General features: G+C 42.2%; 22 protein-coding genes and 4 pseudogenes. 16 read left to right on the top strand and 10 right to left on the bottom strand.

The window, feature by feature from the left end; all coding sequences use genetic code 11:
• Window positions 1-72: 72 nt before the first annotated feature.
• The 7 genes from ispA (at window position 73) to purC (ending at window position 7,422) form a co-directional block, all read left to right on the top strand.
• Window positions 73-975: a (2E,6E)-farnesyl diphosphate synthase gene (gene ispA / locus AAHH42_RS13365; protein ID WP_342221345.1), complete on the top strand. Its 903-nt coding sequence runs from the start codon at window positions 73-75 to the stop codon at window positions 973-975.
• Window positions 976-1,008: 33 nt separating this feature from the next.
• Window positions 1,009-2,886, top strand: coding sequence for a 1-deoxy-D-xylulose-5-phosphate synthase (dxs, locus tag AAHH42_RS13370; protein WP_072550627.1), 1,878 nt, complete (start codon window positions 1,009-1,011; stop codon window positions 2,884-2,886).
• An 11-nt stretch (window positions 2,887-2,897) separates the two neighbouring features.
• A complete protein-coding gene (gene fldA, locus AAHH42_RS13375; protein WP_425286336.1) occupies window positions 2,898-3,479 on the top strand; it encodes a flavodoxin FldA in 582 nt (193 codons plus the stop codon).
• Between the two features lie 132 nt (window positions 3,480-3,611).
• Window positions 3,612-4,055 carry a ferric iron uptake transcriptional regulator gene (gene fur, locus AAHH42_RS13380; protein WP_342221347.1) on the top strand — a complete coding sequence of 148 codons (444 nt, stop codon included), beginning with the start codon at window positions 3,612-3,614 and terminating at the stop codon, window positions 4,053-4,055.
• Between the two features lie 545 nt (window positions 4,056-4,600).
• Window positions 4,601-5,524, top strand: coding sequence for a 4-hydroxy-tetrahydrodipicolinate synthase (dapA, locus tag AAHH42_RS13385; RefSeq protein WP_342221348.1), 924 nt, complete (start codon window positions 4,601-4,603; stop codon window positions 5,522-5,524).
• Window positions 5,525-5,534: 10 nt separating this feature from the next.
• Window positions 5,535-6,635: an outer membrane protein assembly factor BamC gene (gene bamC / locus AAHH42_RS13390; protein WP_342221349.1), complete on the top strand. Its 1,101-nt coding sequence runs from the start codon at window positions 5,535-5,537 to the stop codon at window positions 6,633-6,635.
• A gap of 73 nt (window positions 6,636-6,708) precedes the next feature.
• Window positions 6,709-7,422 (top strand): phosphoribosylaminoimidazolesuccinocarboxamide synthase, encoded by a 714-nt coding sequence (gene purC / locus AAHH42_RS13395; protein WP_072550623.1) that lies wholly within the window; start codon window positions 6,709-6,711, stop codon window positions 7,420-7,422.
• 30 nt (window positions 7,423-7,452) lie between these two features.
• On the opposite strand, the gene AAHH42_RS13400 is transcribed toward purC, so the two are convergent.
• Window positions 7,453-7,863 (bottom strand): protein YgfX, encoded by a 411-nt coding sequence (locus AAHH42_RS13400; protein WP_342221350.1) that lies wholly within the window; start codon window positions 7,861-7,863, stop codon window positions 7,453-7,455.
• Window positions 7,844-8,110, bottom strand: a complete 267-nt coding sequence (gene sdhE / locus AAHH42_RS13405; RefSeq protein ID WP_072550621.1) for an FAD assembly factor SdhE — start codon at window positions 8,108-8,110, stop codon at window positions 7,844-7,846. The genes AAHH42_RS13400 and sdhE overlap by 20 nt, the downstream gene beginning before the upstream one ends.
• Before the next feature lie 117 nt (window positions 8,111-8,227).
• Between sdhE and ygfZ the strand changes: the two genes are divergently transcribed.
• Complete coding sequence (ygfZ, locus tag AAHH42_RS13410; protein WP_342221351.1) at window positions 8,228-9,220, top strand: tRNA-modifying protein YgfZ; 993 nt, start codon at window positions 8,228-8,230, stop codon at window positions 9,218-9,220.
• Between the two features lie 475 nt (window positions 9,221-9,695).
• Window positions 9,696-10,040 carry an outer membrane protein assembly factor BamE gene (gene bamE / locus AAHH42_RS13415; protein WP_072550619.1) on the top strand — a complete coding sequence of 115 codons (345 nt, stop codon included), beginning with the start codon at window positions 9,696-9,698 and terminating at the stop codon, window positions 10,038-10,040.
• A 132-nt stretch (window positions 10,041-10,172) separates the two neighbouring features.
• Here the strand turns inward: bamE and AAHH42_RS13420 are convergent.
• The 3 genes and pseudogenes from AAHH42_RS13420 to AAHH42_RS13430 form a co-directional block, all read right to left on the bottom strand.
• A pseudogene (locus AAHH42_RS13420) lies at window positions 10,173-10,313 on the bottom strand (IS5/IS1182 family transposase); the annotation flags it as partial.
• Window positions 10,314-10,727: 414 nt separating this feature from the next.
• Window positions 10,728-11,471: pseudogene (locus tag AAHH42_RS13425) on the bottom strand (integrase core domain-containing protein); the annotation flags it as partial.
• A 17-nt stretch (window positions 11,472-11,488) separates the two neighbouring features.
• Window positions 11,489-12,463, bottom strand: a complete 975-nt coding sequence (locus AAHH42_RS13430) for an IS110 family transposase (RefSeq protein ID WP_342221038.1) — start codon at window positions 12,461-12,463, stop codon at window positions 11,489-11,491.
• A 215-nt stretch (window positions 12,464-12,678) separates the two neighbouring features.
• Between AAHH42_RS13430 and rpoS the strand changes: the two are divergent.
• The 5 genes and pseudogenes from rpoS to lysS form a co-directional block, all read left to right on the top strand.
• Window positions 12,679-13,530: pseudogene (gene rpoS, locus AAHH42_RS13435) on the top strand (RNA polymerase sigma factor RpoS); the annotation flags it as partial.
• Window positions 13,531-13,667: 137 nt separating this feature from the next.
• Window positions 13,668-14,957, top strand: a complete 1,290-nt coding sequence (locus AAHH42_RS13440) for a hypothetical protein (protein WP_342221352.1) — start codon at window positions 13,668-13,670, stop codon at window positions 14,955-14,957.
• 65 nt (window positions 14,958-15,022) lie between these two features.
• Window positions 15,023-15,211 carry a hypothetical protein gene (locus AAHH42_RS13445; RefSeq protein WP_342221353.1) on the top strand — a complete coding sequence of 63 codons (189 nt, stop codon included), beginning with the start codon at window positions 15,023-15,025 and terminating at the stop codon, window positions 15,209-15,211.
• A 122-nt stretch (window positions 15,212-15,333) separates the two neighbouring features.
• Window positions 15,334-16,432 (top strand): peptide chain release factor 2 gene (gene prfB, locus AAHH42_RS13450; protein WP_119797238.1). Its coding sequence is split into 2 segments (ribosomal slippage): window positions 15,334-15,408 and window positions 15,410-16,432, totalling 1,098 coding nucleotides; the frame shifts between segments, so codons are not numbered across the junction.
• Window positions 16,433-16,441: 9 nt separating this feature from the next.
• Window positions 16,442-17,992, top strand: coding sequence for a lysine--tRNA ligase (gene lysS / locus AAHH42_RS13455; protein ID WP_072551031.1), 1,551 nt, complete (start codon window positions 16,442-16,444; stop codon window positions 17,990-17,992).
• A 90-nt stretch (window positions 17,993-18,082) separates the two neighbouring features.
• On the opposite strand, the gene mlaA is transcribed toward lysS, so the two are convergent.
• The gene (mlaA, locus tag AAHH42_RS13460; protein WP_072551030.1) at window positions 18,083-18,847 is read right to left on the bottom strand and encodes a phospholipid-binding lipoprotein MlaA; all 765 of its coding nucleotides are present in this window, start codon (window positions 18,845-18,847) and stop codon (window positions 18,083-18,085) included.
• Window positions 18,848-19,441: 594 nt separating this feature from the next.
• Here mlaA and AAHH42_RS13465 point away from each other — a divergent pair.
• Together AAHH42_RS13465 and AAHH42_RS13470 are read left to right on the top strand one after the other, a co-directional pair.
• The gene (locus tag AAHH42_RS13465) at window positions 19,442-20,464 is read left to right on the top strand and encodes an IS630 family transposase (RefSeq protein ID WP_119797580.1); all 1,023 of its coding nucleotides are present in this window, start codon (window positions 19,442-19,444) and stop codon (window positions 20,462-20,464) included.
• Between the two features lie 70 nt (window positions 20,465-20,534).
• Entirely contained in the window at window positions 20,535-20,819 is a 285-nt protein-coding gene (locus tag AAHH42_RS13470) for an IS630 transposase-related protein (protein ID WP_205411486.1), read from the top strand.
• 78 nt (window positions 20,820-20,897) lie between these two features.
• Here the strand turns inward: AAHH42_RS13470 and AAHH42_RS13475 are convergent, their stop codons facing one another.
• The 4 genes and pseudogenes from AAHH42_RS13475 to AAHH42_RS13490 form a co-directional block, all read right to left on the bottom strand.
• Complete coding sequence (locus AAHH42_RS13475; protein ID WP_162859983.1) at window positions 20,898-21,161, bottom strand: hypothetical protein; 264 nt, start codon at window positions 21,159-21,161, stop codon at window positions 20,898-20,900.
• 404 nt (window positions 21,162-21,565) lie between these two features.
• Window positions 21,566-21,798, bottom strand: a pseudogene (locus AAHH42_RS13480) (M15 family peptidase); the annotation flags it as partial.
• A complete protein-coding gene (locus AAHH42_RS14970) occupies window positions 21,785-21,886 on the bottom strand; it encodes a hypothetical protein (protein WP_425286300.1) in 102 nt (33 codons plus the stop codon). The gene AAHH42_RS14970 and the pseudogene AAHH42_RS13480, both read right to left, overlap by 14 nt.
• 489 nt (window positions 21,887-22,375) lie before the next feature.
• A complete protein-coding gene (locus AAHH42_RS13490) occupies window positions 22,376-23,971 on the bottom strand; it encodes an anthrax toxin-like adenylyl cyclase domain-containing protein (protein ID WP_342221354.1) in 1,596 nt (531 codons plus the stop codon).
• Window positions 23,972-24,004 lie beyond the last annotated feature (33 nt).

The raw sequence follows: 24,004 nt of genomic DNA on the forward strand, positions 1-24,004 counted from the left end.
CTCAATGCATAAATTGCGGCATGCTGTGCACTTTGATTTCTCCCCCACAAGCTAGGTTTAAGAATAAATATCATGTCTGACCTCAACTCACAGCTCACAGACTATCAACAGCGTGTTGATCAAGCGCTGAAAAATTTTATCAATGAGCTACCTTTTCAAAACAGCCAGCTAGTGCAAGCGATGCGTTATGGCACCCTACTTGGTGGTAAGCGGGTACGTCCTTGTTTGGTCTACGCTACCGGTCAAATGTTTGGCCTGTCTCTCAACAGCTTGGATGCAGCAGCAGCAGCGATTGAATGCATACATGCTTATTCATTAATTCATGACGATCTACCAGCAATGGATGATGATGATTTGCGCCGTGGACAGCCAAGCTGCCATATTAAATTTGGCGAAGCCGATGCTATTTTGGCTGGCGACGCCCTGCAAACACTGGCGTTTTCTATCCTGATTGATAAGCCGATGCCGCATGTTACCCTTGAAGATCGCCTTGCAATGCTATCTGAACTTGCACAATCTAGCGGTGCTGCGGGCATGTGTGCTGGGCAATCATTGGATATCACGTCCGAAAATTGCCAAATTTCACTGACATCGTTAGAACAAATTCATCGCAATAAAACCGGGGCTTTGATCCGTGCCGCCGTACGTATCGGTGCATTAGCCGCAGGAGAGAGAGGGAAAAATGCCTTATCACTACTGGACAAGTATGCTGAAGCGATCGGCTTAGCTTTCCAAGTACAGGACGATATTTTAGACATTATTGGTAAGACTGGTAGAATTGGTAAACAGCAAGGTTCTGATCAACAATTGGGTAAAAGTACTTACCCGGCACTGCTTGGTTTTGACACCGCGAGAATAAAAGCCGAGGATCTTTATCGGGAAGCGCTCGTGGCTCTCGATAGCCTGACAGCACAGTCCTATGACCCTGGATTATTGCATGCGATGGCAGATTTCATCATTAAACGCAATAATTAGTTAAAAAATATAACAGCCTGACATGAGCAGCCAATGAGTTTTGATACAGCTAAATACCCGACATTAGCTCTGGCGGTGGATCCGCCAGAGCTACGCTTATTACCTCAAGATCGCCTCCCACAATTGTGTAAAGAGCTTCGGCAATACTTACTCGATTGTGTCAGCGTTTCCAGCGGTCATTTTGCCTCAGGGTTAGGCGTCATTGAGCTGACTGTGGCGTTGCATTATGTCTATAACACTCCCTTCGATAATGTAATCTGGGATGTCGGGCATCAAGCTTATCCACACAAAATCCTGACGGGTCGCCGCGAAGCGATCTCAAAGATCCGACAAAAAGAGGGGCTACATCCTTTTCCTTGTCGTGAGGAGAGTCAATATGATGTGCTTTCTGTCGGTCATTCTTCAACCTCGATAAGTGCTGGGCTTGGCATGGCGGTAGCTGCAGAACGAGAAGGCAAAGGGAGACGTACAGTTTGTGTCATCGGTGATGGTGCTATCACGGCAGGCATGGCTTTTGAAGCAATGAATCATGCCGGAGAGATAGATACTGATATGTTAGTGATACTCAATGATAATGAAATGTCAATTTCAGAAAATGTCGGTGGCTTGAATAACTATTTAGTTAAATTGTTATCAAGTAAGTGCTATGCAACGCTGCGGGACAATGGGAAAAAGGTATTCGAAGGATTACCACCGATCAAAGAGTTACTAAAACGCACCGAGGAACATTTAAAAGGAATGGTAATACCTGGGACACTATTTGAAGAGCTAGGATTTAACTACATTGGCCCCATTGAAGGACATGATCTTGCCATGCTGATGAGTACTCTGAAAAAGATGCGTGTCCTGAAAGGTCCACAGCTCTTGCATATCATGACCCAAAAAGGCAAAGGTTATACCCCAGCAGAGCTGGATCCTATCAGCTGGCATGCAGTGCCTAAATTCAATTTGCAAGCAGGTGCTTTGCCTAAAAGCAAAGGTGGCCCCCCTACCTATGCCAAAATTTTCGGCGACTGGCTGTGTGAAACCGCCGCAAAAGACGATCGATTAATGGCGATCACGCCCGCCATGTGTGAAGGCTCAGGCATGGTTCGTTTTTCACGCGAATACCCACAACAATATTTTGATGTCGCCATTGCCGAGCAACACGCAGTGACCTTTGCTGCGGGTCTTGCCATTGGTGGTTATAAACCGGTAGTAGCCATTTATTCTACCTTTTTACAGCGGGCTTATGACCAATTAATCCATGATGTCGCGATACAGAAACTACCGGTGCTTTTTGCTATCGACCGAGCAGGTTTAGTCGGTGCTGATGGTCAAACACACCAAGGCGCCTTTGATCTTTCTTTCATGCGCTGTATTCCTAACATGGTGATTATGGCACCAAGCGACGAGAACGAATGCCGTCAAATGCTGCATACCGGTTATCTACATCATGCTCCAGTGGCAGTGCGTTATCCACGAGGTAGCGGTACTGGTGTTGAACTGCAATCCTTGCAAGTTTTTCCTATCGGTAAAGCGATAGTGCGACGCACAGGGGAAAAAATTGCCATTCTCAGTTTCGGTGCTTTATTACCTCAAGCACAGCAAGTGGCAGATAAGCTCAATGCCACCCTGGTCGATATGCGTTTTATTAAGCCTTTGGATGAAGAATTGTTGCTAGATATGGCTGCCAGCCATCAACTGTTAGTGACTTTGGAAGAAAATGCTATCAGCGGAGGTGCCGGCAGTGGCGTCAATGAGCTATTAATGGCCAAACGAAAGTTATTACCGATACTGAATATCGGTTTACCCGACAAATTTGTTTCCCAAGGTGAGCAAGATGAAATACGCTCCGAATATGGTCTCGATGCTGCAGGCATTCAACGACAAATTGAGACATGGTGGGAATTTTACAACCACGACAAGTGAGACAATTTGAAATGTGTTATATTGCCAGTGCAATACAAACTAACAAGGTAGAGGCAATGGTAGGCATTTTTTTTGGCAGTGACACTGGCAACACTGAGAATATTGCCAAGACGATCCGAGAGCAACTCAGTCAAGAGATTGCCCAGGTATATGATATTGCTAAAAGCAGTAAAGAAGATTTAGAAAAATTTGATATTCTTCTGCTTGGCATCCCAACCTGGTATTACGGCGAAGCGCAGTGTGATTGGGATGATTTTTTCTCAACATTGAAAGAAATCGATTTTAGCAGAAAACTCGTTGCTCTATTCGGTTGTGGTGATCAAGAAGATTATGCCGAATATTTCTGCGATGCTATGGGCACTGTACGCGATATCATTGAGTCTCGTGGCGCGACTATTGTCGGTCATTGGCCGGTCGAAGGTTATTATTTTGAAGCTTCTAAAGGTTTGGTCGATGATAAACATTTTATTGGTCTCGCCATTGATGAGGATCGGCAGCCGGAACTGACCGAGGAACGTGTTAAGACTTGGGTAAAACAAATTAGTGAAGAACTGAACCTGGACGAACTGAATAAACTTCTTGTACAACCTTAGCCTATGGTGTAGAAAAATAGTGCAAGATATGTCATTAATTTCTGTGCTAATCACTTGTTGTTTTCATTTTGAACTACGCGGTTCTATAATGGGGCACGAGTATATTTTAATAGGTAATAGGGCTGGAATCGCATGACTGATAACAATACAGCATTAAAGAAAGTCGGTCTCAAGGTGACACACCCGAGACTCAAGATCTTGGAAGTATTGCAAGATCCAGACTGCCATCACATCTGTGCGGAGGAACTCTATAAAAAGCTGCTCGATATGAGTCAAGATATTGGTTTGGCGACCGTCTACCGTGTTCTTAATCAATTTGAAGGTGCCGGTATCGTTATCCGTCATAATTTTGAAGGCGGCAAATCTGTCTTTGAACTGGCACAACAACAACATCATGATCATTTGATCTGCCTGAATTGTGGAAAAGTGATTGAATTTAGAGATGAGTTTATTGAAAAACGTCAGAGAAATACCGCCGAGCAGCATGGTATTACACTAACTAACCACAGTTTATACCTTTACGGTCATTGCAAGGAAAAGCAGTGTAGCGACAACGAGTCTTTGCACAATGTTTAGCCTTACAAAGAATACTTTACTGCCACTAGAACTTGGGGCATAAACTGCAACCAATTACTCCATATAAAATAACCCATTTAAAACGAATAGATAAGACGACAAAACACAACTTATTAATAAATAGTGAGCAAAAGGTCGTGTTTTGTTGCCTTTTTGTATCTATTATTTATTAGTGTGTAGTTCAGCTATTTGTTTTAAATGATTTATTTTTAGAGCCTGTTACAAATCTTTTTCGCTGTGCTCAGACGAGGAAAAAATGGGCTGAAAAGCACAGTTTACTCTTTGCATGCAACGAAAGAGAGTAAAGGGAGTAAAGGGAGTAAAGGGAGTAAAGGGAGTAAAGGGAGTAAAGGGAGTAAAGGAGCATTTTAAGCGCGTTTTTGACGAATTACTTGACCAAAACACGGTGAGACAAGAGATTTCGAACAGGTTCTTAGATAGCTTTCCTTACGATAGATGGAGACAAGCTGGTTGCGATGTTTGTGCCAGGCCATCAAGTTGAAGTTAGGTTGCGTAATATGTCTTGTCTGTAAAGGGGATAGCAAATGTTTACGGGAAGTATAGTTGCACTGATAACACCGATGGACGAAAAGGGTAAGGTTGATTACAAGAGCCTAGAGAAATTGGTCGATTATCATGTAGCCAGTGGTACTAAGGCGATTGTCTCTATGGGTACGACTGGCGAATGCGCAACGCTTAAACGTGACGAGCATGTCGATGTCGTATTGAAAACAGTGGAGCGGGCTGGGGGTCGTATCCCCGTGATAGCAGGTACTGGCTCTAACGTAACAGAAGATGCAATATCACTGACCCAACGGTTTCAAAACAAAGGTGTTGCTGGTTGTCTAACGATCACGCCGTATTACAATTGCCCCACACAGGAAGGTCTATATCAGCATTTTAAGAAGATTGCTGAGAGTACCGATCTGCCCCAAATTTTATATAATGTACCTTCACGTACTGGGTGTGATTTGTCGCCGCAGACAGTGGCTCGATTGGCTGAAATTAAAAATATTGTGGCGCTGAAAGAAGCAACAGGAGACTTAACCCGTGTGAGCCAGATACAAGCATTGGTTGATGAACAATTCATTTTGCTAAGTGGTGACGATAGGAGTGGCCTGGATTTTATGCAATTGGGGGGCAAAGGGATTGTGTCAGTAACGGCAAATATCGCCGCTCGTGAAATGGCGGATCTCTGTAAGTATGCCACACAAGGCGATTTTGCTGCCGCCCGGGGTTTAAATCAGCGTTTGGGATCACTGCATCAGTATTTATTTGTCGAATCGAATCCCACTCCAGTTAAATGGGCTTGTCAGCGTCTGGGTTTAATAGCCGCTGATACTTTACGTCCGCCTCTGATGTCACTGACTGACGTCAACCAGCGGGTAGTAGAAGAAGCGTTGCAAAGCGCAGGACCGCTTGAAATTTATTCACTATCTCGTGATGCTGCATTGGTTTTTAACTCTTAGGAAAATTTTAATGGCTATATTGCAAACAACTGTATTGCAAACAACTGTATCGCAAACGGCTATATCGCGAACAAAGAATAGGGCGATAAGGGGTGTCGCTGTTTTATTGGTTATGCTATTAGCAGCATGTTCGATGGATCAACGTTATAAACGTCAGGTGAGTGGTGATGAGTCCTATCTCGACACAGCTGCACAAAAACCACTGAAGGTGCCTGCTGGTATGATCTTGCCGTTGCGAAACGCTACCTATGACATCCCGCAGGGATCGCAGCAAGGTGCTGTTGGAAAGCAACTAGATATTCGTCCACCGGTACAACCCTTGGTATTATTAAATGGCGCTCGCACAGAATATACTGCGGATACTAGCAAATTATTGTTAGAAAATGGCCCACAGAATCGTGATTTATGGACGCAGGTTAGCCGTATTGTTGAAAATAATCACCTGCCAATAGCCAGCCGTCAGGACGCAAATCAAACACTGATTACCGATTGGGTAAAATGGAACAGAGCCGACGAAAATGAAGAGGAACAGTTCGCCGGTCGTTACCAGATAAGTGTGCAACAACAGGGATATCAATCAGCATTGCTGGTAAAATCGCTTGGTTTACGTCAAGCAAATAATCCAGTTACTGATGGCATCAAAGTACAGCGTTACAACGTCGCCATGTTAAATACTTTAGTTCAAGGGTTGTATAAAATACGTACTGATACTGAAAATAATCAGGTCGCCCGCGGGGCAGGTAGCTTGGATGTACAAAGTGGTAGTGACGACAGTGGTTTACCGGCGCTTATTGTACGAGCACCGTATGCCACGGTTTGGCAACGCTTGCCGGCGGTACTGAGCAAAATAGGAATGAAAGTTGGAGATCACAGTCGTTCACAAGGTGCGATTACGGTGACTTACCGAGCTATTAGCAACAGTGATTGGGATGCGTTAGGTACGAAAGATCCTGCACTAAAAATAGGTGATTATAAGCTTCAAGTGGGTGATCTTGGTAACCGTAGTAGCTTACAGTTTACTGATTCTAAAGGGAATACATTAAACCAACAGCAAAATTATTCACTGATCGTGGTGCTCCAGGCGGCGTTTAACCAGACTGGTACAAAATAAATATCGACGTAAAACAAAAAAAGAAGCTACGGTTTCTCTGTCAAAAATAACCACACTACTGGAGTTAGTAAAGATGCAGAAATTAGCTGAGTTGTATCGTGGAAAAGCTAAAACTGTCTACAGCACCGAAAATCCTGATCTGTTAGTGCTGGAATTCCGTAACGATACATCAGCAATGGATGGTCAGCGTATTGAACAACTTGCCCGCAAAGGCATGGTCAATAATAAATTTAACTGTTTTATTATGGATAAACTTGAAACAAAAAAAATTCCAACACAGATAAAAAAGTTACTTTCAGATAACGAAGTATTAGTCAAAAAACTGGACATGATCCCAGTAGAATGTGTGATCCGTAATCGGGCAGCGGGTTCTCTGGTTAGACGATTAGGTCTTGAGGAGGGTTTAGAGCTGAAACCTGCATTGTTTGATCTTTTTTTAAAAAATGATGCAATGCACGATCCAATGGTTAATGAATCCTATTGCATAACCTTCGGTTGGGTGAGTAAAGAACACCTGGAGCGTATGAAAGAACTGAGTTACCGAGTGAATGACATTCTTGGTAAATTGTTTGACGATGCTGGCTTTATTCTTGTGGATTTCAAACTAGAGTTTGGTTTATTCGAAGGTGAGGTGGTACTGGGAGATGAATTTTCACCCGATGGTTGCCGCCTGTGGGATAAAAAGAACTTAGCAAAGATGGATAAAGATCGCTTTCGTCAAAATCTGGGTAATGTCATTGAGGCTTATGAAGAGGTCGCTAGACGTATCGGCGTTAAATTAGACTAACGGTTTTAGTGGGCGGCCTCTGTCATCTTGCTAATGGTAATCGGATGACTCTCGAAGTAACTGACAGAGCGTACGCCATTCTTTTTCTGTCATACTGTCGGACGCTAACCACAGACGTTGATGTTTCTTGTTATCTGAGTGTTTTAGCGCAAGCAGTACGCCGTAGCGTGTGATCCGAGCAGGTTGACTGATATACCATTCTTGCTGATCCCATTCCAGTAAATTATCAGCTTTAAATTTGACGATAGACGAAGAAGAAACCCTTTTTTTCTGCTGGCGGATATACTCAAATACAATCGCTGCCAGCAGCAGCAAACCAAGAGGCTGGTATCCCACCGGCCAAGGTGCGGATAAAAGCGATAATATCAGCACGATATACAGCAACAGCGAAAACAACTGGCTGCGTCCTGAGATCCGTGGTTCAGATTGCCACAGAACCACGGGCTTTATTTCTCATCTGAATCAGTTTGACCATCCTTTGTAATTCGTAATCCGGTGATTCTCCATAATTCATTAGCCAATTAAACAGGTCCGGATCGTCACTACTGAGTAAACGGATAAATAAACATTTGTCATTATCATCGAGCGTATCATACTCGTATTCAAAAAATGGCATAATAGAAAGATCCAGCTCACGCATCCCACGACGGCATGCCCAATGGATACGCGTTTTATTATCGATATTCATATCTTGATTGCCTCAAAATTATTTCTGCTAATAGCATAAACCCATTGGATAATAGTTTGCAAAGCCGGTTTGCTCTTTTATCATGGAAAAAACGCTACACCGGTAGGATATAACAATATGACATGTGAAATTCCATTTTCTGCACAAAAACCTCAAGCTTCGTCTCAATTACCCTTGACACTGATTTCACTTGATGATTGGAGTTTGGTAACAGTAAAAGGCCCCGATAGGGTGAAATACCTTCAGGGCCAAATAACCGTCGATGTAGCAGCTGTGACAGCTGAGCAACATGTGATCGCCGCCCATTGTGATGCCAAAGGAAAAATGTGGAGCAATCTACGTTTGTTCCATCGAGGAGAAGGGTTAGCATTTATTGAACGTCGTAGTGTATTGAATAATCAATTAGAAGAATTGAAAAAATATGCAATTTTTTCCAAAGTCACCCTGGCTGCAGACAAGGATGCTAAATTATTGGGTGTTGCTGGACTTGCCGCTAGGGAGGCACTGGCAGATGTTTTTTCTGAACTGCCAACGGTAGAGCATCCAGTTGTGCAGCAAGACATGACCACAATATTACATTTCACTCAGCCTACGGAACGTTTTTTACTGGTTACTGACACTATACAAAAACAACAGTTAGTCGCGAAATTGGGTACCACGACACAGTTTAATGACAGCCAACAGTGGCTGGCATTGGATATAGAGGCGGGTTTTCCGTTGATCGATGCGGAAACTAGCGCATTATTTATACCTCAGGCGACAAATATTCAAGCTTTGGGCGGTATCAGTTTTACCAAAGGCTGTTATACCGGTCAAGAAATGGTAGCCAGGGCAAAATACCGTGGCGCCAATAAACGAGCGTTATATTGGTTAGCCGGCAATGCTAATCGGGTTCCTATTGCCGGAGAAAATTTAGAGTGGCAGTTGGGCTCGCATTGGCGTAGAACTGGCAGCGTATTATCAGCAATACAACTAAGTGATGATACCCTTTGGGTTCAGGCGGTATTGAATAACGATTTAACTGAAGACACCGTGTTGCGGGTGCGAGATGACAGCAGCAGTATGCTAAAAGTACGGACTCTACCTTATTCATTGAGAGAAGGTGAGTAACATCTTGCTTGGCCTGGCTTATTAGACTTTTTACAAAAATTACTATGTGTTTGCAAATACGTGCTGCAAATTCTGCGTTACCTAGTGCTCGCGATCCTCATATACTCGCATGTACTATGCAGTTGCTCCTTGACTTCACATAACGAGCTAGGGTTTTGCAAGAAGTCTATTCAAGCAGGTTCTTAGAGCCTATTCTGTGTTGCACATCAACGATCAGAAAAGTCGTGTTATCGTTCCGTCTATTGTTGACACGAGCAGCGCCAACCCCATTTTTTAAAGCCTACTCTAGCAGACTTAGTTCTTATCCCAATGGTTTTTCTTTCCGCAGTGTGGAGCAGTGATGCTAACAACATTCGTACCCAACAAACCAAAATTACTTAATCGAACCTTTTATGTGTCCTTTTGGTAAAGGTTTTCAACTGCAGTAAAGTCTATTATCATTCCCATTCTTGCTCTCTGAAGGAATGTGATTACTATGTGTTGTAAAATTCTGTGCCGTAACAGGCTGATTACCACTACTCTGATGCTTATGATACTTGTTACGGGTTGTTCCACTGTAGAAAAAGTAGTTTATCAATCTGATATTAATCAGGGCAATTACCTATCATCTACTGATCTGGAAAAAATTCACAAAGGTATGACACAGCAGCAAGTAGCCTACATACTGGGTACACCGATGCTACAGGATCCCTTTGGCACAAAAACTTGGTTCTATGTCTCCCGTCAGCAACTGGGGCACAGAGAAATAACACAACGAACATTGACATTAGTTTTTGACGCCAACAACAAGCTAGATGACATCAAGAATATACCTATTTGACCTGAAGATACTGATTTTTGTGTTTAGAAGAATATTATCAATTTTTAATAAAAATCATAATATTGCGCACTATTAAATAATCCAGTTTTTCCAGTGTTTTGAATGGTGATGAGTATAAGCTCTTGCATAACCTTATAGTTGGAATTTCCAATTATGAATACCTGTGGTAAGTTTAAACCTCAGCTCAAACCATTTACGTCTGTTGTGATATTTATCGGCAATGATTTTAAAACGCCTCAGCATGCCGATAACGTTTTCATGTAGGGCGTGTTCAGAATACTGTGGTGCGATACGATGCTGTTCCTATGATTGTTTCAGCCAATCAGTAACGAGGCGAAGAAACCTACTGTCTCACCGGTAGTTCCCTGCCCGACTGTGCATTAATAGTAACATAAATGTGCAAAGCGTCGGCGACAATGTAGCCACGGGGTTCCGTAGGTGCGGTTCGCGAGAGCCAATCCGAAACTGCCAGTCGCAGGTGGTGAAGGTGCTAGTGATAAGAGTATGGCCAGTAAAAGCTAATTCCAACAAGCACCGTAAACTGTAAGGAGCCAAAGCGGCTGTTAGGCTCCAGCCAAAACGGCAAGCGAGCAGGTATGTCTTCTCACAGATGGGGCATCGTAAGTGTCAGCCTAGTTGCCGCCTCTAATTTTTGTAGTAGCTCAAACTTAACCTGACAGACACAAGCTAAGCCATCGAATTTGTCAGAGTAGTCTGACTGTGCGATGGTTCAAATAAATTATCGAGTTGTTTTTCTTTTACTAACTCTTTTGATGCAATCCAAGTTTCCCAGGGGGTTTTGCCATAACAATACCAGCCTGAATGAGGTCGCTCTCTGTTGTAGAATGCGAGCCATTTATCGATGTCTTGCTGAATGTCTTCCAATGATGAATAAATTTTACGCCGAAACATCACGTCATAGCCTTCATTTTTCATCGTCTTATGAAACCGCTCACAGATACCATTAGTCTGCGGGCTGTATGCCTTGGTCCGCGTATGCTCGATATCTTCTAGCTCCAGGTAAAGCTGATACGCATGGGTTTCCTTTTTCCCCGAGTATTCTGACCCTCTGTCGGTCAAGATACGCAATAAGGGAACCGCTTGCTCATCATGTAATGGCAGCACCTGATCGTTTAACATATCTGCGGCAACCAAGGCATTTTTCTCTGTATAGACCTTGGCAAAAGCGACTCTGGAATAGGTATCAACAAAGGTCTGCTGATAAATTTTACCCACACCTTTAATGTGCCCCACGTAGTAAGTATCCTGAGAGCCGAGATAGCCCGGATGTTGCGTTTCAATTTGTCCATGAGCTTCTCGTTTATCCTGCACTTTTTCTAATGCTTGCAGTTGGGCTTCCGTCAGTAAGTACCCCTCCTGCGCTACTTTGGCTTCCAAGGCAGAAAGGCGTTTCTTGATATTTTCCAGGTCAGATACCGTCTTGCCCATCATGATGCAAGTGCTATTTTTGTATCGAATGGGATGCCTGATTTCAGCACACCATACGCCAGTTGGAGTAATTTGCGCATTGCCGCACAGACGCCCATTTTACCCCCTTTATGGCGTGATACGAGTCGTTGCCACTGTGCTTTCACTATCGGATTACAAGAAAGGGCAGCCAGAGCGGGCATATACAACGCTTTCCTGAGCTCGGTATGACCCCGTTTTGATAGGCGGCTCCGTCCTTTAAATAAACCTGATTCACAAAGTTTTGGGTTAAGCCCGGCATAGGCCACCACTGCCTTACTGTTAGTGAATTTTGACACATTACCCACATACGCCAGCAAACTGGCACTTAGTATTTCACCGATACCAGGAATACTCTCCAGCAACGCTTTATTTTTCTTTAAGTCAGGATCGTTATCGATATGGTTTTTTATTTTTTCTTTGGTGGCCTGGATTTGTTGTTTAAGTGCAGAAATGATTTCAAGCAGTGAGGATTGAACGACATCGTCAGCCACTGATTGCCGATTTTCTTGCATTTGCCTCATTTCCTCTAAACTCTTTAGATGGCGTACTAGCGCGGTTAATTGACGTTCGCTCAAGGGAGGAGGAGTCCAGAGGACAGGTGTATGCAGTGCGCAGTAGCGCACTATCATTTTTGCATCCCCCTGATCCGTCTTGTTCCGACTCAGTTCACTCTCACCAAAGGCATGAATACGTGATGGGTTTTCTAGGCTGACGTCAATGCCATTATCAACTAAGAACATAGCCAGTGGAACACTGTAACTCCCTGTGGCTTCGAGACAAATATGACAATCCCCGTAAGGGATAAGCCATTTCAGTAGTTGGCTAAATCCAGAGGGGGTATTCGGGAATGCTTTTGTTTTATACTTTTTTCTCTCTACCCACACTGCAACATCGAATTTTAATTTGGCAACATCAATACCCACTGCGGTCTTGTCCATGGCTGATTCTCCCATGAAAAACAGATAATTAAATGATCGCCCCGACCTTCCTTATAAATACGTGCTCTTAGCACAAGATACCGTTCGGTCTTACAGGCGACGATAAATATGTCACCGGGGTTTTATCTGACTGCACAAGCTTTAAGCCTAAGGGCGCAAACAAACTCTCCGGTGACATCCCAATGATCAGTTGGGGATCATCAACCTTTGAAAGTTAATAATCAAGATATAAGGGTGTAACTCAACGTGTACTGGATGCCACCCAGCTTTATCTCGGTGAGATTGGCTATTCGCCTTTGTTGACAGCTGAAGAAGAAGTTTATTTTGCCAGACGTGCACTATGTGGTGATGTGCAGTCGCGGCAACGGATGATCGAAAGTAATTTACGGTTGGTAGTGAAAATTTCCCGTCGTTACGGTAACCGCGGTTTGGCACTGCTGGATCTGATTGAAGAAGGTAATCTTGGTCTGATCCGCGCAGTGGAGAAATTCGATCCTGAGCGTGGCTTTCGTTTCTCTACCTATGCCACATGGTGGATCCGTCAAACGATTGAGCGGGCTATCATGAATCAAACTCGAACGATTCGTCTGCCTATTCATATCGTTAAAGAATTAAATGTCTATTTACGCACCGCGCGCGAACTCGCCCATAGATTGGATCATGAACCCAGTGCGGAAGAAATTGCTGAACAACTTGATAGACCCGTTGATGACGTGAGTCGCATGTTGCGCCTTAATGAACGTATGGCTTCGGTTGATACTCCGTTAGGGGGTGATTCAGAAAAGGCACTGCTGGATGTGCTTCCTGACGATCATGAGAATGGGCCTGAAGACACAACACAGAATGACGATATGCGACACAGTATCGTTAAGTGGTTGTTTGAACTCAATGCTAAACAACGTGAGGTGTTGGCTCGTCGTTTCGGTTTACTGGGGTATGAAGCCGCAACTTTGGAAAATGTCGGTCGAGAAATTGGGTTAACACGTGAGCGCGTGCGCCAAATACAGGTTGAAGGGTTACGTCGTCTACGTGAGATCCTACAGACACAAGGCTTAAGCATCGAAGCACTATTTCGCGAATAACTCCTGCTATAATTTAATTACTAGATTAGTATCGTCCACGGATGAATTAAGGCCATGCCAAAACGTGGTTTTAATTCTTTCCTTCGGGCGTAGTGCGCGGACACAGCAGATTTCGAGTAAGTCCCGAGGAGTTATTTATGCCAATACTCGTATCTTTTAAAGAATATAGTCATATTCATCTGACTTCAGAACGTGTGGCTCGGCTTATTAGAGGAGGTAAAAAAGAGGCCATGTATTTGGGCCCTCTAGATCGAACGAAAGAAATTTTTCGCAAAACTAAGAAAAGAGGGATGTTACTAGCACTTCACGAGTTTCTTCATCAACTTCAGCAGAAAGATAAATTTACAGATCTAGATCTCAACCATAATCCCTATTCAAAAATGGCAGCACTGGTCAATTCTTTTAATAGATTCGTAGAGTTGCTTCCTCCAGACAATCAGCCATTATGTAAAATAAAGCATGATATTAATGCGAACAGTTCAGAATTTATCATTAATAATGAAATGCTGTGTGTGGTACATAATTTAACGACAGACTATCTTCTGTGTTGTGAGGAGCGATTAAATTGTGATGAATATATAAGAAAAGCGCTTTCTTCATCAATTAACAAAGACTACAATACGACTATTGAGAGCAAAAAAAACAATAATAATCAACAATTATTTGCTGATATTTGCAGAGCTAGCTATTACATTGATGGCAATAGAATGCTTATTGATGATCAACTGACATGTTGTCAAAAGAAAAAAAATACAGAAAATTTCTTAAAAAAACTCACTCCAGAACAAAGAATTGCTGTGGATATCTTGTGTACACAAACATTATCGGCCCATATTATAGAGTTACTGGATGAAAATAGCGAAACACATATTTTGTTTACAGGAAAAAATCAGCATTGGAACATAGAGACAGATAATACAGACGGAAGTATTAAAGTAGAATTCCTGATAACACAGGATTTAACTGATAACTTATTTACTGAACGCTGTAAAATGAAAACAGAAAATCAGTATTATCACGAGAAAAAATACAAGGTATCATTGAGAAAACACAATGCCAGTTTTCCTCGATTACACATAAGAGCGGCTTTTTCTATTGACAAAGCCGGTCAGACGAGTTGTCAGGATTTTAATGTTAACGACACCTTAACCTGTTTATCGCAGAAAAATCCCAGTGAAATATTACCATTAACCTATTTTAATAAAATGATCATAGAGACCAATAATGCCTGGCAAAATCTTGGTGAAGAAGGACAAAAAGAATTTTCTTTTGATCAAAGTAATTTTTATCATGTTCAGTTAAATAAGTATTTACAAATTTATTCAGATGAAGAAAAAAAACAAATGTTAGAAAATCTAGAAGAAAAATCGGGGAAACGTTGGCGTGATATAATGAATTTCGTGGCACAGCAAGTAAAAAAAATGTAACAAATAATAACAAGTTAGTTGTTACCGTAGAAAAACACGCTTTAATGTGGAACGTTTTACTATCTATGCTACGTGAAATGCACGGAGAAGAAAAAAAGGCAGAAGGAAAGGCAGGTAAAGCGAGTTTGATGAAAGATATGAATGAATTGCAAGCATCAGAAAATATTATATTATCGAGGATCGGCATTGAATCTTCAATGCTGGCATCCCCAGTAAAAAAATTAAAAATAATAAATTACACGCAATATTTATAAACCAATCAATACATTATTGATATATTTTACGGAACTCGCTATAAACCGTCGAGTGGATCCGTTAGAATCGATACTTCGAATAATATTCAGCCATCAAAGGCTTAACGTAAGACGCTAAAATCATGTTTGAAATAAATGCAGTAAAAAATAGCATTCAAGATCTGTCTGAGCGAACGTGTGTTCTTAGGGGGTATCTTTGACTATGACGCCAAGAAGGAAAGATTAGAAGAAGTCAACGCCGAGTTGGAACAGCCTAACGTTTGGCAGGAACCAGAACGTGCACAGGCGCTGGGTAAAGAACGTTCCGTACTCGATGAGATGGTTGCTACTATCGATCAGCTTGAAAAAGGATTAGATGACGTTGCTGGTTTGTTAGAGTTAGCGCTAGAAGCCGAAGATGAAGAGACGTTTAACGAGACACTCACTGAATTAAAAACGCTTGAGGATAACCTCATTCAGCTAGAGTTCCGTCGTATGTTTTCTGGTGAATATGATAGCGCCAGTTGTTATTTAGATCTGCAAGCAGGGTCTGGTGGCACTGAAGCACAAGACTGGGCGAATATGTTACAGCGCATGTATCTGCGTTGGGCCGAGGCAAAAGGTTTCAAAACTGAAATTATTGAACAATCTGACGGTGATGTCGCTGGATTAAAATCGGCAACCATCAAGATTATTGGCGATTATGCTTTTGGCTGGTTACGTACTGAAACGGGAGTGCATCGTTTAGTGCGTAAAAGTCCTTTTGACTCGGGTAATCGTCGCCACACCTCTTTTAGCTCTGCTTTTGTTTACCCTGAAGTTGATGATGATATTGATATCGAAATTAATCCAGCAGATTTACGTATTGATGTATACCGTGCATCGGGTGCGGGTGGTCAACATGTTAACAAAACGGAATCTGCTGTCCGTATTACCCACCTCCCCACGAATATTGTGACTCAATGCCAGAGTGATCGCTCACAACATAAAAATAAAGATCAGGCGATGAAACAGCTTAAAGCGAAACTGTATGAATTTGAGATGCAGAAAAAAAATGCTGATAAGCAGCAGTTAGAAGATAATAAATCAGACATTGGTTGGGGAAGTCAAATTCGCTCCTATGTCTTGGACGATTCCCGTATCAAAGACCTGCGCACTGGCGTAGAAATACGTAATACAGAGTCCGTCCTCGATGGTGATCTGGATAAATTTATTGAAGCAAGTTTGAAAGCCGGGCTATAAGGAACACAAATGTTAGAGCAAAAACGATCGGTTGTTGGACAAACGGTCACTGAAACAGCGCAAGAACTCAATGATGAGCTACGAGTTCGTAAAGAAAAACTGGCTGTATTGCGGAAGGGTAATGGTGTTGCTTTTCCGAACGATTTTCGCCGTAATGCATTATCTGATAAATTGCATCACACATACGGTAGCAAAGAAAATGAAGAATTAGCCACGTTAGAGAGTGAAGTCACTGTTGCCGGCCGCATGATGAGCCGTCGTCTTATGGGTAAAGCTTCATTCGTTACTTTACAGGATATGGGTGGACGTATTCAGTTGTATGTTACCCGTGACGATTTTCCAGAAGGTTTCTACGATGGAGAATTTAAAAAATGGGATCTCGGCGATATTCTAGGCGCTCGCGGCAAACTGTTTAAAACAAAAACCGGTGAACTTTCAATCCACTGTACTGAACTGCGACTTCTGACGAAGGCTTTACGGCCACTGCCAGATAAATTCCATGGTTTAACCGATCAGGAAACTTGCTACCGTCAGCGTTACCTGGATCTGATTGCTAATGATAAATCACGTCGTACTTTTAAGACACGTTCAAAAATCATTGCGACTATCCGCCAATTTATGGTGGAAAAAGACTTTATGGAAGTTGAAACGCCAATGATGCAGGTGATTCCCGGTGGTGCGGCGGCACGCCCGTTTGAGACTCATCATAATGCCCTAGACATTGACATGTACCTGCGTATTGCGCCGGAACTCTATTTAAAACGTTTAGTGGTGGGAGGATTTGAACGCGTATTCGAAATTAACCGTAACTTCCGTAACGAAGGTATTTCGCCGCGCCACAACCCAGAGTTCACCATGATGGAACTCTATATGGCATATGCGGATTACCGAGATCTTATGGCTCTGACGGAAGAACTATTCCGCACACTAACTAAAACCGTGTTAGGCAATAATGTGGTCACTTATGGCGATAATATTTTTGATTTCTCAAAGCCATTTGCCAAATTGACGATGAAAGAAGCGATTTGCCAATATCACAAAGATACTAATATTACCGATTTGGAGGATATCGACAAAGCCAAAAAAATTGCGGGTTCCTTGGGGATTAAACTGGAAAAAAACTGGGAGCTGGGTCGTATTCAGTGTGAAATTTTTGAGGCGACAGCTGAAAGCCATCTAATACAGCCAACTTTCATCACCGAGTACCCGGCAGAGGTCTCGCCATTGGCACGGTGCAATAATGAAAATCCGTTTTTTACCGATCGCTTTGAGTTTTTTATCGGTGGTCGAGAAATCGGCAATGGCTTCTCTGAGCTAAACGATGCACAGGATCAGGCAGACCGTTTTGACACACAGGTACAGGCTAAGAAAAGCGGTGATGACGAAGCCATGCTCTACGATGCAGACTATGTAACGGCATTGGAACATGGCTTACCGCCGACCGCAGGCTTGGGTATCGGTATCGACCGTATGGTTATGTTGTTGACTAACAGTCATACTATTCGTGATGTGATCCTTTTCCCGACAATGCGTCCGGTTGATGTCAGTGATAAAAAATAAAAAAATACCGGCGTCAGATGCGCGCCGGTTTATAAAACCTAAAAGGTTTTTATTTTTGGAACAGCTTATAAAGGTCTAGCGTACATTCTATCAATGACTAGCGTCAATACTCTGCAGATCATCTTGAATCGCTAAAGCGTTCGGGTTAGCTTCAGGGCTTAATACGCCACCATTAGCAAGAAAATCATAACGCTGAAAATAAGCATCTCGCACTATCTGGTAAGGATCGGATGAATTACGCAATAAACCATCGGAATCCAGCAATTGAGCACGGGTTTCTACCCCTTCGATGACCCACTTACCGGCAGACATCCAGAATGTCAGGTAGCTGAGCATGGGGTAAAGCGTATCCACCCATTTTCCGCCATCCTGACGAAGCGTCGCGCTACCGTAAACAGGCAAAACCGCATAAGGACCATAGCCGACATCATAACGACCCAATGTAGAACCAAAGCGATAAGGAACCTCTTTCACCAACTTAGGATTAGCCATACTAGCAACATCGATGAATCCCCCCATGCCTAACAACGTATTTAAAAAAAAGCGATTGAAATGCTTCATTGCTTTGTAGGGATCACCAATCAAAAAACCGTTGATCATACTGGCTGGCTCTTCAAGATTACTGAAAAAATTGCTCAAACCATTACGGGCGGGCTGGGGCATACCATCACGCCAAACCACCGCTACCGGACGTATCAGATAAGGATCCACGATATTGTAGTTAAAATTAAACATTGCCCGGTTAAAACATTCTAGCGTATCGACATGCTTTTGTTCATTTTGATGTGGAGAACGACTGGCACAACCTATTAATAATAAAACCGTACAAGCTAGCCCTATTAGGCGATAATTCATATCTCTCTTTTGAACACATCCCGTTTGCAGAAACTACCGGGCGTTTTGACTAAAAAGTTCGGTTACAACCTGTTCCTTTCTTTATCATCACATCCAGTTATTTGAGCAACCTTTCAGCATTCACCCTATGGTAAAAAAATTAATTTTTATGCCAAACATTTTATCAGACTGACCTGACGCCAAGGTAACTTTGATCAAACAGAAAATCAATCAGGCTGACTGGACATTCACCACCACGACACATACCTTAAATGACAACGGTTTTACCACAGCGCGACCATAAAGACCCGCATTCTCACTAGGTTTGCGGTTTTTTTGTTGTCTATTATCTTCTAATATGGCAGCTATACTCTGTTTTTAAGGACTAGATTGACTATTTCCTTTATCAATTGCCTATTTTAACCTGTGTTCGGAACAAGAAGACTATTTTAACCCAAAGGGTGCCGCGTCCCTCTTTTTGAGGCACGGGACACCCTTCAATTAGAAGCCCTTGAAACACCAGGAGCCAGCTCTTGGTGTAGTTTTGTAATACCATATACCCGTGATCAATGAAGATGCTTGATTTTGAAGTCGATAAGGATCATGCTCATAGCCATGAAAATAGAGCTGACTGCTGACCAGAAAATTACCCTCGAAGCCCAACATCGTCAAAGCCATGACCGCCGTGTCTGTGACAGGATCCGGTGTGTTTTGTTGTCCGCAGACGGCTGGACTCCCCCTATGATTGCTCACTCACAGCTCATTAATGAAACCACGGTGCGGCGCCACCTTACAGACTATCATAAACTCAACAAGCTCAAGCCTGAAAATGGCGGCTCCGATGGCTATCTCAATGCGGAACAGACCACGTCGCTGGTTGAACATCTCACCCAGCCGCTCTACCACCACAATCACCAAATTGTGGCGTATATCGCTGGACGCTGGAACATCACCTTTACCGTATCAGGTCTGTATAAAGGGTTGAAGCAGCATGGCTTTAGCTATAAAAAGCCGAAAGGTGTTCCGCATAAATTTGCCGTTGAGAAACAGCAGCAATTTATAAAGACCTACAGCGAATTGAAAGACGCCGCGGGTAATGACCCCATACTGTTTATTGATGCCGTTCATCCGACACAAACCACCAAAATAAGCTACGGCTGGATACGAAAAGGCCAGGATAAAACGATAGAGACCACCGGGAGCAGAACGCGGTTGAATATCATGGGAGCCTTGAACATCCAGAATGTGGCTAACCCCATAATCCGTGATGATGAGACGATTAACAGCGAAAATGTGGTTCACTTCCTGTCTGCCATTCGCGCGCATTATCCCATCACGACAACGGCACATGTGATCCTCGAGGGTGCAGGCTATCACCGTTCACAGCTTGTGCAAGACGCCGCGCTTACGTTGAATATCCAGCTTCATTACCTTCCGCCGTATAGCCCGAATCTAAACCCGATAGAGCGATTGTGGAAGGTGATGAATGAGCAAACACGAAACAATAGATATTACCCATCTAAACAGAGTTTTAAGAACGATATCTTAAACTTCTTTGAAGTGAAGCTACCACAAATGGCAAGTTCTCTGGTATCTCGCTTAAACGATAATTTCCAGGCGCTAAATCCTGCATCTTGATTTCACTTGGGTATAGATATGCACTTTAATTTTGATTACAATGTAAAAAAATAATCCAAACGAGCTAAAGATGAGTTATTCAGTTGATTTTCGGCGAAAAGTCCTCAGTGTTCGAGAGCAGGAAGGCCTGAGCATAAGAGCCACCGCGAAGCGTTTCCACATTGGCACGGATTCACTAACACGTTGGCTGAGGCGAATAGAGCCGCAACAGTCTGGCTCATGTCGGCGTAAGAAAAAAGCCCTGGTCAAAGATGTTGAGCTTTATCCAGATGCTTGCCAACGGGAGTGCGGCCCGTTTTGGGGTGTGCACGAAATCCATTTGGCAAGCCTTGAAAAAATGGGGCATCAGCTATAAAAAAACCCCTGCATCATCCCAGGGCAAACGAAGACGCACGGCACAGCTTCCAGAAAAAGAGAGACGGCTATTGTGACATCATATAGCAGGGGCTTTATAAATTGATTCAAATAAAGTCATAAGAAAACAGAGAGTCAATGTGACATTGTTGCTTTCTACGAAGTGCTTTGGCTTGAGCCCATTTGTATTCGATAGAATTGAGGTCCGGGGAATAATACGACTGAGCCAGCGAGTAACGGAAGCTGAACCAATGTGGAAGCGTTTAGCGGTCTCTCTGATACTCAAGTTTTCTTTCTCTCGAATACCCAGAACTTTACGGCGAAAATCGACAGAGTGGCTCATCGCTAACTCCCTGTTAAATAATTTAGCTATACATTGTAATCAAAATTAATACGTTACTCTATAACGCTGCCATATCTATCTTAGTGGCAGGTTTATTACGCGTTAAGCAGGGGGCGATTCGTTTGGCCCACCGCATCAGACTCGCACTTCCTATACTAAAGCGCATTGCCGTTTGAGCATACGTTAGGGCTTTTTTTTCTTTGACGGCCAACACATGTTAACGAAATTTTAATGGATAAGTCATCTTGATATTGTGCAGGGATAAATCATTTCCACATTATATATCAAGTTAGGCCCCTGCTATAAATGGGCTCAAGCCAAAGCGCTCCGTAGTAAGCGACAATGTCACATTGACTCTCTGTTTTCTGATAATTTTATTTAAATCAACTTATAAGGCCCCTGCTATAGGCTTCAGATTTAGTTTGATAAACACCATCAATAAATAAGTTAAAATCAATCGCTAAACGGTCAATATGCAAACTGTTTTTTATCCCAATACCCACTTTGGCATTGCGTTCTGCTTGTTCCTTTAAGCGATAAGCTGCACCGAAAGTAAGCTGATAATTTTGTTCCGTCGCCCAGATGATCAATTTAGCAATAAGTCGAGTAATTTTTTTTGTTTTTCAATTAATGTCATTATCTTTCCTTTTTAATATGCTCTGACTATAACGGCGGAGCCATAACTCGATCGTTTGATACCCGACAATGCCTAATACAGCGCCCAAACCAGCAATAGCTAAAGGTGAAAGACCCGGTGTCTAAATCAGGACAGCTGCAGCGGAAGTTGAAGCAGCCGACCCTAATATCATACGACCCAAAATAATTCGTACTTTAATGGGATCCTTTCTCATTCATGCTTGACCTAAAGCAATAATGGCACCCATGATAGCCAGGCCGATAATAGTAAAAAGATCCATATAGTTTTTTTTGAATTAATAAAAAATAGATTTTTACATAAAAATAAAGATAAAAAACACATAGAGGTTAAACAGATTTTATATATTTTATTTTTTATAATAAAATAATGCGATTGATTAATTCCAATTAGGCATTAACGAGGTTCAGTCACATTAAGCAAGAATCTTGGGTAAAATGTTATTATTTTGTTTATAGTTTTTAATGAAATACCCTCTTGTAACACTAAAAAAGGGCCATGGATTTAGAATAAATTCCAATAAATCGATGTTGTTTCCAACACCGATCTATTCACTCGATTAAGATCTGACAGTATGCAATATTCTATCCACACAAACATCTATACGTTGATATAGCCCATCCAACGCGATAGATAAACCCTCTGACTGACTACTGTGGCGCGCAACAACACCTTTTATTTCTTCTCTAATCACCCTTATTTTCTCTGCTTGAATCGATGGAGTCCCTTTTTTATCTGCATAATAATCAACAAACTGATTTCTAATCATCTTGAGATCATTTAATGCTGCATTACTACCTGATATTTTATCGAATACAGTAAGGTATTGATCAAACTCTTCCAATGAAGGTAAAGCTTCTCCCCAAGGAATTATTTTAACCTGTTGGTTGCCATTTATATCTTCGTTAATAGCCAGTGCATTATAATTACGATTACTGTAACCGATATATCCTCTTTCCTTGACATCATCGATAACAGCCTGTGTTTGCTGCCAATTTTTAGTCATTAACACTTTTCCTTCTGGCGAAATTACAAACAGACACTGGTCTGATTCAGGAAATGGATTATCCATTTCAGAACCATGATTGACCACATTTCCGCCGGTATATCCTACTTCTTTTGCTTTATTATTTAATCCTGCCAGATAGCCGGGCATCCATGAGGTAACACTGCCCATTTCTGGATCTACCGTACGTCTGGTTTTTTGACTGAGTGCTTTTGTCGTTATTAATTCAACAACATTTTTAAATTTTTTCCCTTTATTTTTTAACGCTTTTTTTACCTCGTCACTGTTTATAATTTCCTTCAATTTTGGCGCTACCATAAATAAATCATAATCAGCGGTTAGGGGTTTAATCTGATCACCGATCTTTTGTCCCATTAATTCTAATGACCGCCAAACTGAATGATCCTTTTCCATCATATCAACCTGCCGGTATTCAACTAAATAACCTTGCTGATGTTTAACTAAACGGAACTGATAATCACCTGCCCCCTTACTTAATTCAGTAATCTGCAAGCGGTTCTCATCCCATTTCAACAAACCTTGTTGTTGCAGTTCATTTAATCGTGCCGGCGTAATATAAAGCTGTGTTTTGGCAAAACGCTCACTTTTCTTTTGTAGAGAATCCTGGTTATCTTGATTTCCTTTTGCTACAGCAACCTCATCTCCCAGTTTTTTACTTAAATTTTGATCGAATGGAATATAACCCGCCATAGGACCCCAATCAGAGCTTTTACCATGGACATCCAGCCCTTTAGTCGCCGCACCCTCAGCAATGAGAGAGGTTGAAAAACCATTTACCGGACGAAAAATAAAATAAGTATCTTGCTCTTTTGCTAGTTGAGCAAAAGCAGAAACATGTTCAGCCACCATACCCGATGCTTTGATTGCTGCTTGCCCTTCAACACTGATTGGATCAAAGGAATGATAAGTAACGTTATTATTATCTAGATTTTGCGGTTTTTTAATTGCAACAGCACCATGACATAAAGAGGTAGCGAAATAGAGAATGTCCTCAGTAAATTGAGATGATGGCAAGCCACCTGTACCACCATTAGAGAGTGAGTTGGGTGGATTTTGTTTAGTATCTTTCGCAGTACCGGTATTTAAATGCTTTATTAAGCTACTCCCAATGTAAGATATATTAGACATAGATTATTTTTCCTTGGTGTTAAACTATAATTA

It is taken from the genome of Candidatus Fukatsuia endosymbiont of Tuberolachnus salignus (genome assembly GCF_964030845.1).
Lineage (GTDB): Bacteria > Pseudomonadota > Gammaproteobacteria > Enterobacterales > Enterobacteriaceae > Fukatsuia > Fukatsuia symbiotica.

What these genes read in the sequence shown, in the direction of transcription:
- ispA (WP_342221345.1), top strand. Translation starts at nt 73, where the DNA reads ATGTCTGACCTCAACTCACAGCTCACAGACTATCAACAGCGTGTTGAT.
- dxs (WP_072550627.1), top strand. Translation starts at nt 1,009, where the DNA reads ATGAGTTTTGATACAGCTAAATACCCGACATTAGCTCTGGCGGTGGAT.
- fldA (WP_425286336.1), top strand. Translation starts at nt 2,898, where the DNA reads ATGTGTTATATTGCCAGTGCAATACAAACTAACAAGGTAGAGGCAATG.
- fur (WP_342221347.1), top strand. Translation starts at nt 3,612, where the DNA reads ATGACTGATAACAATACAGCATTAAAGAAAGTCGGTCTCAAGGTGACA.
- dapA (WP_342221348.1), top strand. Translation starts at nt 4,601, where the DNA reads ATGTTTACGGGAAGTATAGTTGCACTGATAACACCGATGGACGAAAAG.
- bamC (WP_342221349.1), top strand. Translation starts at nt 5,535, where the DNA reads ATGGCTATATTGCAAACAACTGTATTGCAAACAACTGTATCGCAAACG.
- purC (WP_072550623.1), top strand. Translation starts at nt 6,709, where the DNA reads ATGCAGAAATTAGCTGAGTTGTATCGTGGAAAAGCTAAAACTGTCTAC.
- sdhE (WP_072550621.1), bottom strand. Translation starts at nt 8,110, where the DNA reads ATGAATATCGATAATAAAACGCGTATCCATTGGGCATGCCGTCGTGGG.
- ygfZ (WP_342221351.1), top strand. Translation starts at nt 8,228, where the DNA reads ATGACATGTGAAATTCCATTTTCTGCACAAAAACCTCAAGCTTCGTCT.
- bamE (WP_072550619.1), top strand. Translation starts at nt 9,696, where the DNA reads ATGTGTTGTAAAATTCTGTGCCGTAACAGGCTGATTACCACTACTCTG.
- AAHH42_RS13430 (WP_342221038.1), bottom strand. Translation starts at nt 12,463, where the DNA reads ATGGGAGAATCAGCCATGGACAAGACCGCAGTGGGTATTGATGTTGCC.
- AAHH42_RS13440 (WP_342221352.1), top strand. Translation starts at nt 13,668, where the DNA reads ATGCCAATACTCGTATCTTTTAAAGAATATAGTCATATTCATCTGACT.
- AAHH42_RS13445 (WP_342221353.1), top strand. Translation starts at nt 15,023, where the DNA reads ATGCTACGTGAAATGCACGGAGAAGAAAAAAAGGCAGAAGGAAAGGCA.
- lysS (WP_072551031.1), top strand. Translation starts at nt 16,442, where the DNA reads ATGTTAGAGCAAAAACGATCGGTTGTTGGACAAACGGTCACTGAAACA.
- mlaA (WP_072551030.1), bottom strand. Translation starts at nt 18,847, where the DNA reads ATGAATTATCGCCTAATAGGGCTAGCTTGTACGGTTTTATTATTAATA.
- AAHH42_RS13465 (WP_119797580.1), top strand. Translation starts at nt 19,442, where the DNA reads ATGAAAATAGAGCTGACTGCTGACCAGAAAATTACCCTCGAAGCCCAA.
- AAHH42_RS13470 (WP_205411486.1), top strand. Translation starts at nt 20,535, where the DNA reads ATGAGTTATTCAGTTGATTTTCGGCGAAAAGTCCTCAGTGTTCGAGAG.
- AAHH42_RS13475 (WP_162859983.1), bottom strand. Translation starts at nt 21,161, where the DNA reads ATGAGCCACTCTGTCGATTTTCGCCGTAAAGTTCTGGGTATTCGAGAG.
- AAHH42_RS13490 (WP_342221354.1), bottom strand. Translation starts at nt 23,971, where the DNA reads ATGTCTAATATATCTTACATTGGGAGTAGCTTAATAAAGCATTTAAAT.